The organism is Streptomyces zhihengii (assembly GCF_016919245.1).
Lineage (GTDB): Bacteria > Actinomycetota > Actinomycetes > Streptomycetales > Streptomycetaceae > Streptomyces > Streptomyces zhihengii.
Map to the genome: position 1 here is coordinate 5,209,066 of NZ_JAFEJA010000001.1, position 14,020 is coordinate 5,223,085.

The following is a 14,020-nucleotide window of genomic DNA, read 5'->3' on the forward strand; positions in this document are numbered from 1 at the left end:
GGCCTCGACGACGTCCTCGGACGGGATTCGGTAGGGAAGCGCCCGCCGACTCATGCCGACCTCACGACTTCCACCTTCACGCCGATCTCGGTCATGGTGTCGGGAGCGGGACGCACCACGGCACGCCAGAGCATGTCTCCGCCCACCACGACCAGCGCCTCTTCTCTGTGGAGTCGCCCGCTTTCGTCCTCCCAGCCGACGAGTTCGGGCATGTCGGCACCGATAGGCGGATCGGTCTCGCGCCCGCCCGCTCCGGGGAGAGTAACCGCCAGGTCGATGCGAACCCTTTGCGGCCCAGACACGGGCAGGACGAATTCCTGCACGAGTACCGACAGGGAGCCGCGGTCGTCGTAGTACGGCTCGCCCACGTACTGCACGCGCGGGCGACGGGTCCTTGCCGGTGCAGCGGAGTGTTCGTCCTGCGAGCCGAGTTCCACGCCATCCTCCGAGAGACCCGAGCCGTTCGCCGCGCCACCTCGGCCGGAACCGCCGCGGCCGTTCCGGCCGGCTCCGGCACCACGGGACCTTCCTGTCGTGCTGCCCGGCTTGGAGTACTCGGTGGCACCACCCGTGCCCCAGGTTCCCCCGACCAGGCCGGCGAAGAAGGAACTTGCCGCACCGAGCGCGACATCGGTGCTGCCTTCCCGGGCCGTGCCGCTGAGAGAGAGCAGCCCGTTCAGTTCTTCGCCGATGCGGCGGAACGTCGTCTGGACATAAGTGCTCTCCGGCCTGTCGAGCGACTGAGGATGCCAGGCGTCGTGGGTCGGAGGCTCTGCCTTCGCATAGACCTCGTCCATCGTCTCGTCCGCGCGGAAGACGCCCGCGTAGCCCTGATGAACACTGGGAGGCTTGGGCCCGGGGTGATAGGTGACGACAAGCTCCGCGGGACGCATGAGGCAGACATGATGGACGATTTCCTCCACGCCCACCAACCGTGAGGCCCTGGACGGCTCCAGCGCCGGCGTGATGCGCTTCACCAGCCCGAGGCGGCCCAGGTACTTCTTGGGACGCATGCACTCGAGCCTCTTCGCATCAGGCCCCTGCATGGCTGTGTAGGCGGCGACGAAGAGGTTGAGGGGACGGGTCTCCCGGGGGTCGGGCACGTGATGCTCGACTCCGTCACAGGCGACGGCGAAGCGCATCGCCGGGTGCGCCGAATCGGAGGGAATCATCTTCGGCCAGAGGTGCCACGTGATCGTCTCCGCCAGGTAGTCCGCTGCCGCGCGGGGCTCGAGTTCGTCCAGGTTGGGGTCCACGACGATCACCGTCGTGCCGGTCTCCCCTGCCTCGAACGACTTGAGGCCCAGTCGGCGGGCGACGGACTCCGCCTTGTCGCCCACCAGCGGCTCGAGCACCTCACCCGAGGAGTCGCCCCACCAGTGGCGGCCTGTGTACCGCCGGTCCCCGGAGCGCTCGGCAGAGACATAGCTCTTCCACAGAGCACACCCGATGAGCCGTGTCTCGTGGCTGCCGTCCGGCAAACGGCACCGGGAGTGCACGAGCACGGTGCCCGCCTTGGACAACAGATAGAAGATGCCCTTGCCGAATCCGTAGGTTCCTCCGCCGAGTGCGGTGTCCCGGGGCTCGCCGATGTTCCGGATGAACGACACGAAGTCGCGTTCCGGCCCCACCGCGTCGTCCGCGCGAGTCGGTCCGACAAGACCCCGGGTGCCGCGGTCGGAGACGGCGAGCAGCCGTACGGGACCACGGCGCAGCGTGTCCCGCAGGGGGAAATCGTCTGCTCTTGCCGGTGCTCCAGCGGCCAGCATCTCGCGCCACGCCGACATGTGGGCCGGACCCACGGTCCACATGTCGATGCGGTAGTCGACCGGGACACCGGCATCGGGAAGCCTGGCGTCCCAGCTGTTCTGTGCGGATTCCCGGACCAGGATGGTGAGCAGGTCCAGCTCGGGGCGGCCGAGCTGGTTGCGGATTCCTTCGGCGGCACTCGCACCGTCGGGCGGATAAGGCTGGGAGAACCAACGGGGCGTCGTCACACGGACTCCTGGACCAGGCACTCGATGTACTGCGCGATCTCGTCCGTCGTCATGGCCGCGGGAAGATCACCGGAGAGATCTATCGTGTAGTCGACGTCCGTGACGGTCGCCGTGAGTCCTGCGTGCGCCAGTGCTCGGTGCGTGAGCCCGGGGAACCCGGGACCGACGGCATACCAGCGTTCTTCCTCCACGACGAAGCAGGCGTCCTTGTAGAAGGCCGCATCCGCCTGCCGGTAACCGGCAGCAGCGAGCAGGTCCAGCAGGGCCGGCTCGTCGTCGCACTGTCGCAACACGGACTCCACGAGCTCCAGAAACCGTGTGCCCGCCGAAGGAGCGCAGGGTGTGCACCGCAGCCACACCAGGGAGAGAGTTCCCTTTTCCGGCGGCTGGAGTTGATCGAGCCCGTGAATGCGCGGTCGCCGGCCCTCGGACGATGTGCTTGCCTTCACTTCCAGTGCGCGGGAGTACGCACGGAAATCATGGCAATGACCGGTCGGTCCCTTCCACAAGGTGTGGGCGCTGGCGTCGTCGGCCAGCAGTTGGTCTAGGACGTGCAGTTCGCCGTAGAGCCCGACGAGCCTGTCCGGACCGAGAGGAGCACCCTGCGATGTGAAGAGCGCCTTCCATCTGTCGACGACACGATAGAGAGCCCTGGCGGGATTGGCCGGCTGTGCCGCGACGGCGCAGAGCACATCCGCTCCGAGCCTGGTGAACAGGTCGGCCACGTCGGGATCCAGGCAGGCAAGATCCGCGTAGGTCTGATAGCTGTCCTCGCCCTCCAAGGCCCTCTTGCGCAGGCTGAGCACCCCGCCGTCCAGACCGGCGCGCACCTTTCTGTTGGCGGGGACGGGAATGAGTATGTGTCGTAGGCCGTCATGGTCGACGGCGGCGGACAGTGGGCCGTGGGCTGCGGGGACGGGAAGGACGGATACACGGAGTCGCCGCTCGCCGCTGCTGCTTTCCGATTCGAGCGCTGTCCAGTGCTGCTCGATGAGTGCGAATGCCTCGTCCTCGGTCATGCCTCCTCGCCGTCGACGAGACTGAAGTCCTCGTCCTCGAGACGCACATTGGCCAAGTTGGCGGAGATGTACTTCTCCACGGTGGAGTCCTCGGTGTGAGGCTTCGGGAAGACCAATCCGATGCCGATGACGTGCTCCTCGGCAGCCAGCGGGGCACGGGACTTCCTCGACGCGGAAGGTGCGGAGACCTTGTCGATCGGATACAGCACCAGCAGGCCGTGGTCGGGCAGGTGCTTGTTCCGAGCCTCCTTGATCGCCTTCTCGTCCAACTGCGACGTGTCACCGGGCAGGTCGACTGCGGCATCCCTGCGGCTCATGAGGGTCTTGATGTCCGCGAAGTCGGGCTCGGGGGGACCCGCCGAGTTGACCCGCGCGCGCACATTGCGTCCGACGGTGACGCCGGGTGCGAACGTGAAGGTGTCACCGTTCCGAGGGTTGCCGACGACTGCCACGTTCCACCGGCGCAGCGACCCGGCATCGGAAATGCGCTTGTTGATGTACTTGACGATCAGTTCGCCGTCGCTCTCCTGGGACTTCTCGTGGAACCGGTAGCGGGCCAGGAAGTCGGTGATCGCATCGTGCGGGACGTCACGGAAGACGAATCGGCCCTCGCTCGACCGCTCCGAGATCGTTCTGGCATGAGTACTCGCCGCGACAACGAGTTCCTCGGCCGCGCGAATGTTGCCGCGCAGCCACTCCGCGTTGGTGTGGAAGCAGTGTGTCTGGACGCGCTGGCCGCCGAAGGCCGATGCGGCTGTGACCGCGTCGCGCATCTTGGCGGCGGCTGTGACGCGCAACGCGGGGTGAGTGCGCAGCCTCACTGCGAAGGTGAGTGGGGTCTCGTCCTCGGTCATGTAGATGTCGATGTCGCGGCGCATCTCTGTTTCGACGGTCGCCAGGTGCCTGAACCAGCCGGCGAGTTCGTCCGTCATCCAGATCCTCGGGAGGTCCGCGTATCCGTTCCGGAAGCCGAACCAGCGTCCCATCTGGAGAAGCGTGTCGTAGGCGGACACCGCACGGACGAAGTAACTGACGGACAGACCCTCGAGGGTGAGGCCACGGGACAGTGTGTTGCCGCCCACGGCGATTGCCACGACGGGGCCGTTCTCGTAGTCGAGCCGGTCCTCACTGCTGGAGTTGTCCATGACGATCCGACAGCTTTCCAGGACTCCCGGCAGTTCCCGGAGGATGTCGTCGAAAGCAACCGGCGCTTCACCGAAGTCGGACGCGGGCACCCGTTCCGTCTCCTGCAGCCACAGCGACCGGAGGCGAGCGATTTGCTCCGCGTCGTGGAGCGACGCGGCGAAGGTCTCGCGCAGCTTCCTCAGCGGTCGGTCGAAACTGTTGTGCACAGCCGTGTTGACACTTGTGTGGATCAACATGGTGTTATGCGGATTGCCCGTCGTCCTCACGCGACGCGCGGCCGTCACCATCCAGAAGTACTCGACCGCTCTGCGCAGGGTTTCCGTGATGACCGGTTCGAAGCCCTCGACGTCTGCGCGGCTCTCCGGTCGTACGCAGGACACGTCGTCGTCCGGGATCGAACGGATCATGTCGTGACCGTCGTCGACCTCGGCCGGGTCCTCGCCGTCCAGTGCGTAGCGACCGAACAGGACCTCGGTGCCGAAATGGCCTTGGGGTTTGGGCAGATTGACGACGAAGTCCTTGGGATAGAGATCCGCCGCGCCGGGGTCGATGAGCAGGTTTGCGAAGGGCGAGGCCGTATAGCCGACGTATGCGCTGCGGGGCAGAGCGCTCATGATGCTCAGGATCAGCGGGTTGATGGACTTTGTGGCGACCGTCGCCTGGTCGGCCTCGTCGTCGATGATGAGTGCGGGGCAGTCCGCGAGGTAGTCGGATGCCTGGTCCAGCCACTTGGCCAGTTTGCGCAGGACTGTCGCGTTCTTCTTGACCACGCACAGGACCCGGGTCCTGTTGCTCTTGCCGAAGTAGGAAGCAGGGTTCTCCTGCGGAGTGAAGTCCTTGTCCAGGCCGGTCAACTGCGACCACATCGAAGGGTTGGGCTCCACGAGCTGCTGCACGAGACGAGCCTGCGTCTGGCGGCGCAGTCCGTTGTGAATGCCTGCCAGCACGATGAACAACTTGTATCCCCGGTCCGCTGCTTTGGCCATGACCGAGGTGAAGTTGGTCGTCTTGCCGGACTGCACATAGCCGACGACGAGCCCCCGCGTGGAGAAGGACTTCTCCTTCGGATGATTGAGCAGCGAGACGATGCGTGTCGAGGAGTCGTCGAGACTGCTGATCGCAGGCTTTTCGGGCCATCCGTCCTTCCGGAGGATGCCGGTCACCGCGGGCCAGCACTTGTCCTTCGGATGAGGCCCCGTGTACCAGGTGTCGCGGTTTCCGAGGACGACCGTGTGAGGCTCCTCGAGTTCCCTGACGCGGATGGTCTGCTGCTCGTGGCGTTCGCGGATTCTCTCCACCACCGCCGGATCCGTGCTCAGCAGCGCCAGGCGCTTGACCGCCTCGGCGGGAGGAAAGGCGTCCAGGAGAGCCTGGAACGTCTCGTACACCTCGTCGAACTCATCGGTCACCGACACCGACCGTCTCCCGCCCTGGCTCACCGAGGCCGGCGTGTTCGCGCACCACGGGCGCGCGCATGCACGGCGGCCCACCCCTCGAAATGCGCTGCGCACACACTATCCACACAATCGCGGTGACGGTCGGGTCGGTGTCGAATCGGTGCGACGCAGCGGACCGTGGGAGGTGGCCGCATCGACGATCTCTGCGCCGAACGCGAGCCGTCAGCCGGAACTGATCCTTCCCGACGGTGCTTCCCGCGAATCCCCCTCCTGCCGTCGGATGCGGACCACGACATCCGTCACCCGAGTCGCCACATTCGCCGGAGCCTCGTGCTCCCAGAACCGCAGGACCGTCCAACCCTCGGACTCCAGGTGGAGGTTCGTCTCGCGATCACGTGCCATGTTCCTGTCGAGCTTCTCCCGCCACCATGCGGCGTTCGACTTCGGCTGGGTGGCATGCTGCGGGCAGCCGTGCCAGAAGCAGCCGTCGAGAAAGACGGCCACCTTGGCACGGCTGAACGCGATGTCGATCTTCCGCCTGGCCATTCCGGGAACCGGATAGTGAACGCGGTAGCGCAGCCCCTCGGCATGGAGGATCCTGCGCACCGCCACTTCGCAGCCCGTGTCCTGCGACACCTGTCTTCTCATCCTCGCCGACACGGCTGCCGAGGACGGGGTCGGATCGGCTCGATCCCCGCTCATGACGAAGCGGTCGCCCCGTGACACCCCCGGTAAGGCTCCCCCGACCCGCACCAGCACGCCGCCGACTTCGCCGGAGGCCACGGCAGGGCGCGGCCGCGGGCGGCGAGGGTGGTGGCGTACTGGGGGAGGAGGGCGGTGTTGGTGGGGGAGGAGGCCTCGGAGGCGGCGAAGGCCTCGTAGGAGGGGACCGTCGCGGTGACGATGCCGAGGTTCTCGGTGCCGGTGGCCGCGAGGTCGCGGAGGGAGGACTCGATGCCGGCGAGGTGGGCCTCGTGCGAGGGGTACTCGGCGGCCAGGTCCGGGTACGCCTCCAGGAGTTCGGCGAGATCCCGGGCCGGCCAGTGCAGGACGGCGACCGGGAACGGCCGGGAGAGCGCCGAGCGGTAGGAGCCGAGTTCCGCGCGCAGGCGGGCGATCTCCGCCTTCAGCTCGGCCGGGTTGTCGGAGCCGAGGGCCCACAGGCGCTTGGGGTCGTGGAGCTCGTCGAGGCTGAAGTCAGGGGTGCGGGTGGAGTGGACCCGGTCCGCCAGGGCGTCGTGGTCGTCGTGCGGCAGGCCCAGCATCCGGCGCACCCGGTGGCGCCCTGCGAGCAGCGACTGCGCCGCGTACGGGACCTCGTCGTCCTCGGGGAGCAGCAGCGCGAGCGCCTCGGAGAAGCACTCGTGGGACGCCTCCAGCTCGTCGTGGGACTCCAGGGTCTCGGCGATGATCTCCCAGGGGGCCGCCTCGGCCGGGGCCGTGATGCGGACGCCCGCGATCAGGGCCCGGGCCTCTGCCTCGTGCCCGTACTCCCAGAGGTTCGCGGCCTGGAGGGCCTTGACGAGCTGCGGGTGGTCGGGCTCGTCGGCGAGCAGGCGGTCGTAGAGGCCGGACGCGCCCTCACGGTCGCCGGCGAGTTCCAGATGGGCCGCGGCCTGGAGCAGGAGCTGTTCGTCGTCCTCCGGGTACTGCGCTGCGGTGCGCAGCAGGCGCTCGGCTTCGGCGGTGTGGTCAGCAGGCGTGTCGGGGCGCATGCAGCACACCGTACTGCTGTACGGGGGTGGGTCGGGGAGTCCCGGATCGGGTGAGCTGTCCGGTGAGGTGCCCAGTGCCGTTCCGGCGGCGGCGAGTTGACGCGCGGCCCGGGGCGCCCGCGACGCCCCGGGGGTCAGCGCAGCGGCAGGGTGAACAGCGTCCGCCCCGACGCGTCCGCCATGGTCACCCCGTCGACGACGGCGTCCCCGCTCGGGGCGCTCGCGTACCAGACGCCCCAGCCGGGCCGGCCGGGAAGCGTGAGCAGGGAGGCGGTGACGGGGCCGGTGGCGGTGGTCACAGTGACGAGAGCCACGCCGTCCGCGCCGTAGTAGAGGCCCGAGAGGAAGGCGCCCTCCTGCTGCATGCTCACGCCCGGATCGCGGCGGTCGATGTTGCCGTCCGTGACGCTGCGGCGCTGCTCCGGTTCCCCGGGCAGTGCCCAGTGCTTGCCCTGGTCCGTCAGCCACAGTTCGGCGCCGCCCGGTGCCGTGACGCGTTCGCCGGGGCCCACCACCCGCACCGGGGAGAGGGGCCGCGACGGGGTCGGGGAGACGGGCGGGCTGCTGACGGCGGCGGGCGGCGCGGCGACCCGGTCGGGCGGGGCGGCGCGCTGGGCCGTCGCGACCACGAACGGGGCGACGAGCAGGGCCGCCCCGCTCGCCGCCAGTGCGGCGAGGCGGCGGTGGCGGCGGGCACGGGCCCGGCGGGCGATCGATTCGAGGGGCGGCGGGGAAGGGGTGATGTCGAGGGCGGCCTCGGCGAGCACCGTGCGCAGGCCGTTGCCGGAATCGCCGCCGGCGCCGCTGGGGGAGGTCATCGATGGGCTCCGGGGGAGGAGGGGCCGGTGGGCGCGGAGGGTGTGCCGGGGTGCCGCGGGCCGGTCCGGGTGGCGGACCGCGTGCGGCTGTCGGCCAGCAGGGGCTGGCCGCGCAGCGTCCCCAGGGCCCGCCGCGTATGGGTCTTCACCGTGCCGACCGAGCAGTTCAGGACCCGTGCGATGTCCTGCTCGCTCATGTCCTCCCAGTAGCGCAGCACCACCACCGCGCGCTGCCGGGGCGGCAGCACGGTCAGTGCCCGGAGCACCTCGGCGCGGCGCTCGGCCGCCTCGGTGTGGTCGGGCTGGACACGGTGGGCGGACTCCGGCAGGAACGGCATCAGCAGGTGGACGACCCGCCGCCGGCGGACGCGGCTGATGTTGTTGTTGATCAGCGCCCGGCGGACGTACACGTCGATCTCGTCGCGCGGTATGCGGCGGAAGTGCGACCAGACCTTGGCCAGCGTCGTCTGCACCAGGTCCTCCGCCTCGTGGAAGTCGCCGGTGAGCAGGGTGGCGGTGCGCACCAGCCGCGGCCAGGCCGCCGCCGCGAACTCGGCGAACTCTGCGTTGCGGTCCTGCTTCACGGATCGCGGTTCCTTCGGCGTGGGGACGGGAGGACGGGAACAGGGGGGGAGGAGGACGGGAGGAGGGACGGGCGGCACGTCGCGGGAGGCGGGGGGAGGGGGCCCGGCCGCGGAGCCGGGCCCCCGGGATGATCAGCGCAGGTCGAGGCGGGCCAGCTCGCCGCCCGCCGCATCGTAGAGCGTCACACCGTGCAGGAAGTCCTCCGAGCCGGGACTCGGCAGCGGGGTGCTCGCGTACCAGGCGCCCCAGCCCTTGCGGCCGGGCAGGGTCACCAGCGAGGCGCTCACGGTGCCCTCGGCGGTGACCACCTCGACCCGGGCCGCGGCCCGGCTGCCGTACCAGAGGCCGGAGAGCAGGTAGAAGCCGTCGTCGCCGGTCCCGACGGGCTCGGCCTGGAGACTGACCCCCGGTGCGCTCGGGTCGATGTTGCCGTCGACGACGCTGCGGAACTGGGCCGGTTCACCGGGCAGCGCCCAGTGCTTGCCCTCCCGGGTGAGCCACAGCTCGACGCCGGGCGCGGCCTCGACCCGTTGCCCCGGCCGGACCGTCCGTACCCCCGTGGCCGGGCGGTCCGCCGCGGGGGCGGGCGTCGCGTGCGGCGCGGTCCCGGCGGCTTCGGCCGCCGCCGGGTGTGCCGTCGCCGGTGAAACCGGTCCGGGACCGGTCGCGTACGCGACGGTCGGCGCCCCCACCAGGGCGGCCAGGACCGCCACCGCTGCCACGTGTCTCGTCATCCGTGTCATGGACGTGCGTTCTCCCTGCGGAGTGGAGTGAACATGGAGGAGGGCGCCTCTCCACCCCTCACAACGCGGGACGGGGCGGGGGCGGATGACATGAGCGCGGAAGTTTTTTCGCCGGGGAGGGCGCAGGGGACGCGCGGGGGACGCCGCCGGGGACGTCCCCGGCGACGGCGCGGGGCGTGGGCCGGAGGGCAACCGTTTCGCTGGGCCGTTCGTGTATAACGGCAGAGGGACGAATCCGGGCCGCGGCACCCGCGCGGCGCACTCCGGGCACGCACCCGGACCACGACGCGGCACACGAATCACGCCGCGGCACGGCAACCACGACGCGGCACACCGACCCGGACACCGGGCGCACGACACAGGACGGAGGGCGTACGCGATGTTCAGCGGCACCCCCCGCCTCGCCCGGCTCACCGGGCTGCTGTTCTTCCTCCTCGTCGAGTTCGCCCTGATCGACGGCGACGGCCTCGTCACCGCCGTCGCGCTCGCCGCCACGGCGACCGCCGCCGCCGGTTCCGCGCTCGTCGTCTGCTCGGTCATCAGCGCACGCTGCGCCCCCGCCGTCCCGCGGACCCGGGTCAGAACGGCCCTGCGCGACCGTGAGAAGCGCACCGCCTTCCTCCCGCAGCGCGATCCGGACGCCCGCGGGCGCCGGCGCCCCCGAGCCCCCGGCCGTCTCCTCCTGACGGCTTCGTAGGGAACCGCTCGTTCCGAGCCGGGGGTCCTCCCGACCCCCCCGCCGGCGCCGAGCCGGGAGTCCGGCCGGCCCTCCGCTCGCCCCGAGCCGGGAGTGCCCCGACCCCACCGCACCCGCCCCCTCGGGCCGTCATGCCGCCACGTCACTCAGCGACGTCCTCGTCACTCAGCGACGTCCTCGTTCCCGGCACGACGAGACCCCCGGAGGGCTCACCCATGTCCGTTTTCGCCACGCTGGTCGAGCGGCTCGCCGACCTGCTCCAGCCGCTGTTCGCCGCCTCGGCCACGGCCGCCGCCATCGTCGTCTTCACCGCCCTCGTGCGGCTCGCGGTCCACCCCCTCTCCCGCGCCGCGGCCCGGGGCGCCAAGGCGCGTACCCGGCTCGCGCCGCAGCTCGCGGAGCTGCGCACCAAGCACGGCAAGAATCAGGAGCGCCTGCAGAAGGCGACGATGGAGCTGTACGCGAAGGAGAAGGTGTCGCCGTTCTCCGGCTGCCTGCCCTCGCTGCTCCAGCTCCCGGCGTTCTTCGTGCTCTACCACCTGTTCTCGAACACGAGCATCGGCGGCGAGCCCAACGGGCTCCTGGACCACGACCTCTTCGCCGCCCCGCTCGGCGGGCGCTGGGCGGACGCGCTCGCGGACGGCGGGGTGTTCGGCGGGGCCGGGCTCGTGTACCTGGGGCTGTTCGCGCTGGTCGCGGCGGTGGCCACGTTCAACTTCCGGCGCACCAAGCGGCAGATGGCGGCCGCTCCGGCGCCCACGGGGGACGCGGTGCCCGGGATGGGCGCGATGCTGAAGTTCATGCCGCTGATGTCCTTCGCGACGCTGATCACCGTCGCCGTCGTGCCGCTGGCGGCCGCGCTGTACGTGGTCACCAGCACCACCTGGAGCGCGGTGGAGCGGGTGTTCCTCTACCGGGACATGCCGGTGGCGGGCGCCCTCGCGGCGACGACCTGAGGCAGGGGACGAGCTGAGGTGCCCCGGGGACGGTGGCCCGGGGAGGGTGGCCCAGGGACGGTGGCGCGACGGCTGCGACCCGGGGGCCGCGGCCCTCGAAAGCTACCGACCCGTAAAGGTCCAGGTTGTGAACAGGGTCTTGCGGAGTGGTCGGTGGGCTTGGAGGATCGACCAACCCTCCGATCCTCCGACGGCCGCACCTGTCGGTCCGGGGTCGGCAGCGACCAGGGGAGACAAACGATGAAACTGCTGCGTGTCGGTACGGCGGGCTCCGAGCGCCCCGCACTGCTCGACGGTGACGGCGACCGGGCCACCCTGCGTGACCTGTCCGGACTCGTCCCCGACATCGACGCCGCGCTGCTCGCGGACGGCGCCGCGCTCGACCGGATACGGGCCGCGGCCGCCGCGGGCGAGCTGCCCGAGCTGGACGCCACCGGGCTGCGCGTCGGCCCGCCGCTGGCCCGGGTGGGCAAGGTCGTGTGCATCGGGCTGAACTACCACGGCCATGCGGCGGAGACCGGCGCCGAGCCCCCGGCCGAGCCGGTCGTCTTCCTCAAGGCGGCGGACACGGTCGTGGGCCCGGACGACGTGGTGCTGGTGCCGCGCGGCAGCCGCAAGACCGACTGGGAGGTCGAGCTGGCGGTGGTCATCGGGCGCACCGCCCGCTACATCGCCGACGACGAGGACCCGCTGGCCTACGTGGCCGGGTACGCCGTCTCCCACGACGTCTCCGAGCGCGAGTTCCAGATCGAGCGCGGCGGCACCTGGGACAAGGGCAAGAACTGCGAGACGTTCAACCCGCTGGGCCCCTGGCTGGTGACCGCCGACGAGGTGCCCGACCCGCAGGCCCTCGGCCTGCGGCTGTGGGTGAACGGCGAGCTCAAGCAGGACGGCGGCACGGCCGACCAGATCTTCCCGGTGGCCGAGGTCGTCCGGTACCTCAGCCGCTTCATGACGCTCTACCCGGGCGACGTCGTCAACACGGGCACCCCGGCCGGGGTCGCCATGGGGCAGCCCGAGCCCAAGCCGTACCTGCGCGCCGGCGACGTGGTGGAGCTGGAGATCGACGGGCTCGGCCGCCAGCGCCAGGAGCTCAAGGACGCCTGACCGGGCGGCCCGCCGGGAGCCGAAGCCGACGGCCCCGCCCCGTCCGGGGCGGGGCCGTCGGCGCCGCGGGCTCGGCGCCCGCGGTGTGCCGCCACGCCCTCGGGGCGCTGGGCCGGGGGTGCCGCACGCCCTCAGGACTCAGGGCGCCACGCCCTCAGGTCTCAGGGCCGCCGGCGACGCGGGCTCAGGAGGGCGGGCCCGCGACCCCGCTGCCGCCGTCCTGGTGGGCGGCGAAACGCTCCAGCGCCTCGACCACCATCGCGTGGTCCTCGGCCTGCGGCAGACCGGACACCGTCACACAGCCGATGACGCCGACGCCCTCGACGGCGATCGGGAACGACCCGCCGTGGGCCGCGTACACGTCGGGGTCGAGCCGCGACGACTCCTCGAACGTCGTCCCCTTGGCCCGGTGGCGCGCCCCCACCAGGTACGAGCTGACGCCGTACCGCTCGACGACCCGGCGCTTGCGGTCGATCCAGGCGTCGTTGTCCGCGCTCGATCCGGGCAGCGCGCAGTGGAAGAGCTGCTGCGGGCCGCGGCGGATGTCGATCGCGACCGGCGCCTCGCGCAGATGGCCCATCTCGACCAGCAGGCTGCCGAGCTTCCAGGCGTCGCCGTTCGAGAAGCGGCTCAGGGTCAGGCGGTGTTCCTGCTCCTCGATCTCGGCGACCGAGAGGTGCGCGCCGGGAGCGGACGCCCCGGGAGCGGCGGGGGTGGTGTCGGGGCCGGTGGTGCTGTCGTCGCTCATGCGCTGATCTCCACACTCACGCCGTCCCGCGCGGAACGGCGGGCGGCTTCCAGGACGTCGAGGGCGGCTGCCGCCTCCAGGGCGGTCACCGGCACGGGGCCTTCACCGCGCACGGCGGCGGCGACCGCCGCGTAGTACGCCGGGTAGTCGCCGGGCACGCTCTCGACGGGGGTGCCCCCGCCGGTCACGGGGGACTCCCCGGCGCCGAGACGGCCCCACAGCTCCCGGGGCTCCACACCCCACGGGGCGCCGGCGGCCGGCAGCCGTCCGTCGCGCAGGTCGGCCTCCTGGGGGTCGAGTCCGTACTTCACGTACCCGGCCTTCGAGCCGAGTACCCGGAAACGGGGGCCGAGCTGTGCCGTCGTCGCGCTGACGTACAGATGGGAGCGGACGCCGCCCTCGTGGGTGATGGCGATGAAGGTGTCGTCGTCCGCCGCCGCGCCGGGGCGGCGGACATCGGACTCCGCGTACACCCGGACGGCCGGGCCGAAGAGCGTCAGGGCCTGGTCGACGACATGGCTGCCCAGGTCGTACAGCAGCCCGCCGATCTCGGCCGGGTCGCCCGACTCCCGCCAGCCGCCCTTGGGCTGCGGGCGCCAGCGCTCGAAACGGGACTCGAAGCGCTGGACGTCGCCGAGCTCGCCGTCCGCGACGAGCCGCCGCAGGGTGAGGAAGTCGTTGTCCCAGCGGCGGTTCTGGAAGACGGAGAGCACCTGGCCCCGCTCCTCGGCGAGGGCGGCGAGCTCGCGCGCCTCGGCGGCGGTGCCGGCGAGCGGCTTGTCCACGACCACGGCCAGGCCGGCCCGGAGTGCGGCGGCGGCGATCGGGACGTGTGTCCTGTTCGGCGAGGCGACCACGATCAGGTCCAGGTCACCGGCCCGCTCCCACAGCTCGTCCGGCGACGCGGCGAAGCGGACGCCGTCGCCGAGGGCGGCGCGCGCCTCGGCCCTGCGCTCCTCGCGCGAGGTGACCACCGTGTCGACGACGAGGCCGTCGGTGGTGGAGATCAGCGGTGCGTGGAAGACGGAGCCCGCCAGGCCGTAGCCCACGAGTCCGACGCGGAGGGGGGTGCCGGGACCAGTCATGGGCCCA

General features: G+C 71.1%; 13 protein-coding genes. 3 read left to right on the forward strand and 10 right to left on the reverse strand.

The window, feature by feature from the left end; all coding sequences use genetic code 11:
* Nucleotides 1–50 precede the first annotated feature (50 nt).
* The 8 genes from JE024_RS22105 to JE024_RS22140 all read right to left on the reverse strand — a co-directional run bounded on the left by JE024_RS22105 (nucleotide 51) and on the right by JE024_RS22140 (nucleotide 9,411).
* Nucleotides 51–1,997, reverse strand: coding sequence for a hypothetical protein (locus JE024_RS22105; protein ID WP_205375249.1), 1,947 nt, complete (start codon nucleotides 1,995–1,997; stop codon nucleotides 51–53).
* On the reverse strand, nucleotides 1,994–3,016 hold the full coding sequence (locus JE024_RS22110) for a PD-(D/E)XK motif protein (protein WP_205375250.1): 1,023 nt from the start codon (nucleotides 3,014–3,016) through the stop codon (nucleotides 1,994–1,996). The genes JE024_RS22105 and JE024_RS22110 overlap by 4 nt, the downstream gene beginning before the upstream one ends.
* Nucleotides 3,013–5,571, reverse strand: coding sequence for a Z1 domain-containing protein (locus JE024_RS22115; RefSeq protein WP_205375251.1), 2,559 nt, complete (start codon nucleotides 5,569–5,571; stop codon nucleotides 3,013–3,015). The genes JE024_RS22110 and JE024_RS22115 overlap by 4 nt, the downstream gene beginning before the upstream one ends.
* Nucleotides 5,572–5,781: 210 nt before the next feature.
* The gene (locus JE024_RS22120; protein ID WP_205375252.1) at nucleotides 5,782–6,261 is read right to left on the reverse strand and encodes a very short patch repair endonuclease; all 480 of its coding nucleotides are present in this window, start codon (nucleotides 6,259–6,261) and stop codon (nucleotides 5,782–5,784) included.
* Nucleotides 6,258–7,274 carry an SEC-C domain-containing protein gene (locus tag JE024_RS22125; protein ID WP_205375253.1) on the reverse strand — a complete coding sequence of 339 codons (1,017 nt, stop codon included), beginning with the start codon at nucleotides 7,272–7,274 and terminating at the stop codon, nucleotides 6,258–6,260. Before JE024_RS22125 ends, JE024_RS22120 begins: the two co-directional genes overlap by 4 nt.
* 134 nt (nucleotides 7,275–7,408) lie before the next feature.
* Nucleotides 7,409–8,092: a hypothetical protein gene (locus JE024_RS22130; RefSeq protein WP_205375254.1), complete on the reverse strand. Its 684-nt coding sequence runs from the start codon at nucleotides 8,090–8,092 to the stop codon at nucleotides 7,409–7,411.
* The gene (locus tag JE024_RS22135) at nucleotides 8,089–8,676 is read right to left on the reverse strand and encodes a SigE family RNA polymerase sigma factor (RefSeq protein WP_205375255.1); all 588 of its coding nucleotides are present in this window, start codon (nucleotides 8,674–8,676) and stop codon (nucleotides 8,089–8,091) included. The genes JE024_RS22130 and JE024_RS22135 overlap by 4 nt, the downstream gene beginning before the upstream one ends.
* Nucleotides 8,677–8,808: 132 nt before the next feature.
* The gene (locus tag JE024_RS22140) at nucleotides 8,809–9,411 is read right to left on the reverse strand and encodes a hypothetical protein (protein WP_205375256.1); all 603 of its coding nucleotides are present in this window, start codon (nucleotides 9,409–9,411) and stop codon (nucleotides 8,809–8,811) included.
* A 388-nt stretch (nucleotides 9,412–9,799) separates the two neighbouring features.
* Here JE024_RS22140 and JE024_RS22145 point away from each other — a divergent pair, with 388 nt between their 5' ends.
* The 3 genes from JE024_RS22145 to JE024_RS22155 all read left to right on the forward strand — a co-directional run bounded on the left by JE024_RS22145 (nucleotide 9,800) and on the right by JE024_RS22155 (nucleotide 12,180).
* Nucleotides 9,800–10,117, forward strand: a complete 318-nt coding sequence (locus tag JE024_RS22145) for a DUF6412 domain-containing protein (protein WP_205375257.1) — start codon at nucleotides 9,800–9,802, stop codon at nucleotides 10,115–10,117.
* Nucleotides 10,118–10,332: 215 nt separating this feature from the next.
* Nucleotides 10,333–11,073: a YidC/Oxa1 family membrane protein insertase gene (locus JE024_RS22150; RefSeq protein ID WP_205375258.1), complete on the forward strand. Its 741-nt coding sequence runs from the start codon at nucleotides 10,333–10,335 to the stop codon at nucleotides 11,071–11,073.
* Nucleotides 11,074–11,313: 240 nt separating this feature from the next.
* Nucleotides 11,314–12,180 (forward strand): fumarylacetoacetate hydrolase family protein, encoded by an 867-nt coding sequence (locus JE024_RS22155; RefSeq protein ID WP_205375259.1) that lies wholly within the window; start codon nucleotides 11,314–11,316, stop codon nucleotides 12,178–12,180.
* 184 nt (nucleotides 12,181–12,364) lie between these two features.
* Here JE024_RS22155 and JE024_RS22160 read toward each other — a convergent pair whose 3' ends face one another.
* Both JE024_RS22160 and JE024_RS22165 read right to left on the reverse strand, forming a co-directional pair.
* Nucleotides 12,365–12,928: a heme-degrading domain-containing protein gene (locus JE024_RS22160; protein ID WP_205375260.1), complete on the reverse strand. Its 564-nt coding sequence runs from the start codon at nucleotides 12,926–12,928 to the stop codon at nucleotides 12,365–12,367.
* Entirely contained in the window at nucleotides 12,925–14,013 is a 1,089-nt protein-coding gene (locus tag JE024_RS22165) for a Gfo/Idh/MocA family oxidoreductase (protein WP_205375261.1), read from the reverse strand. Before JE024_RS22165 ends, JE024_RS22160 begins: the two co-directional genes overlap by 4 nt.
* Nucleotides 14,014–14,020: the final 7 nt, after the last annotated feature.

What these genes read in the sequence shown, in the direction of transcription:
- JE024_RS22160 (WP_205375260.1), bottom strand. Translation starts at nt 12,928, where the DNA reads ATGAGCGACGACAGCACCACCGGCCCCGACACCACCCCCGCCGCTCCC.
- JE024_RS22145 (WP_205375257.1), top strand. Translation starts at nt 9,800, where the DNA reads ATGTTCAGCGGCACCCCCCGCCTCGCCCGGCTCACCGGGCTGCTGTTC.
- JE024_RS22110 (WP_205375250.1), bottom strand. Translation starts at nt 3,016, where the DNA reads ATGACCGAGGACGAGGCATTCGCACTCATCGAGCAGCACTGGACAGCG.
- JE024_RS22120 (WP_205375252.1), bottom strand. Translation starts at nt 6,261, where the DNA reads ATGAGCGGGGATCGAGCCGATCCGACCCCGTCCTCGGCAGCCGTGTCG.
- JE024_RS22150 (WP_205375258.1), top strand. Translation starts at nt 10,333, where the DNA reads ATGTCCGTTTTCGCCACGCTGGTCGAGCGGCTCGCCGACCTGCTCCAG.
- JE024_RS22125 (WP_205375253.1), bottom strand. Translation starts at nt 7,274, where the DNA reads ATGCGCCCCGACACGCCTGCTGACCACACCGCCGAAGCCGAGCGCCTG.
- JE024_RS22165 (WP_205375261.1), bottom strand. Translation starts at nt 14,013, where the DNA reads ATGACTGGTCCCGGCACCCCCCTCCGCGTCGGACTCGTGGGCTACGGC.
- JE024_RS22130 (WP_205375254.1), bottom strand. Translation starts at nt 8,092, where the DNA reads ATGACCTCCCCCAGCGGCGCCGGCGGCGATTCCGGCAACGGCCTGCGC.
- JE024_RS22140 (WP_205375256.1), bottom strand. Translation starts at nt 9,411, where the DNA reads ATGACGAGACACGTGGCAGCGGTGGCGGTCCTGGCCGCCCTGGTGGGG.
- JE024_RS22155 (WP_205375259.1), top strand. Translation starts at nt 11,314, where the DNA reads ATGAAACTGCTGCGTGTCGGTACGGCGGGCTCCGAGCGCCCCGCACTG.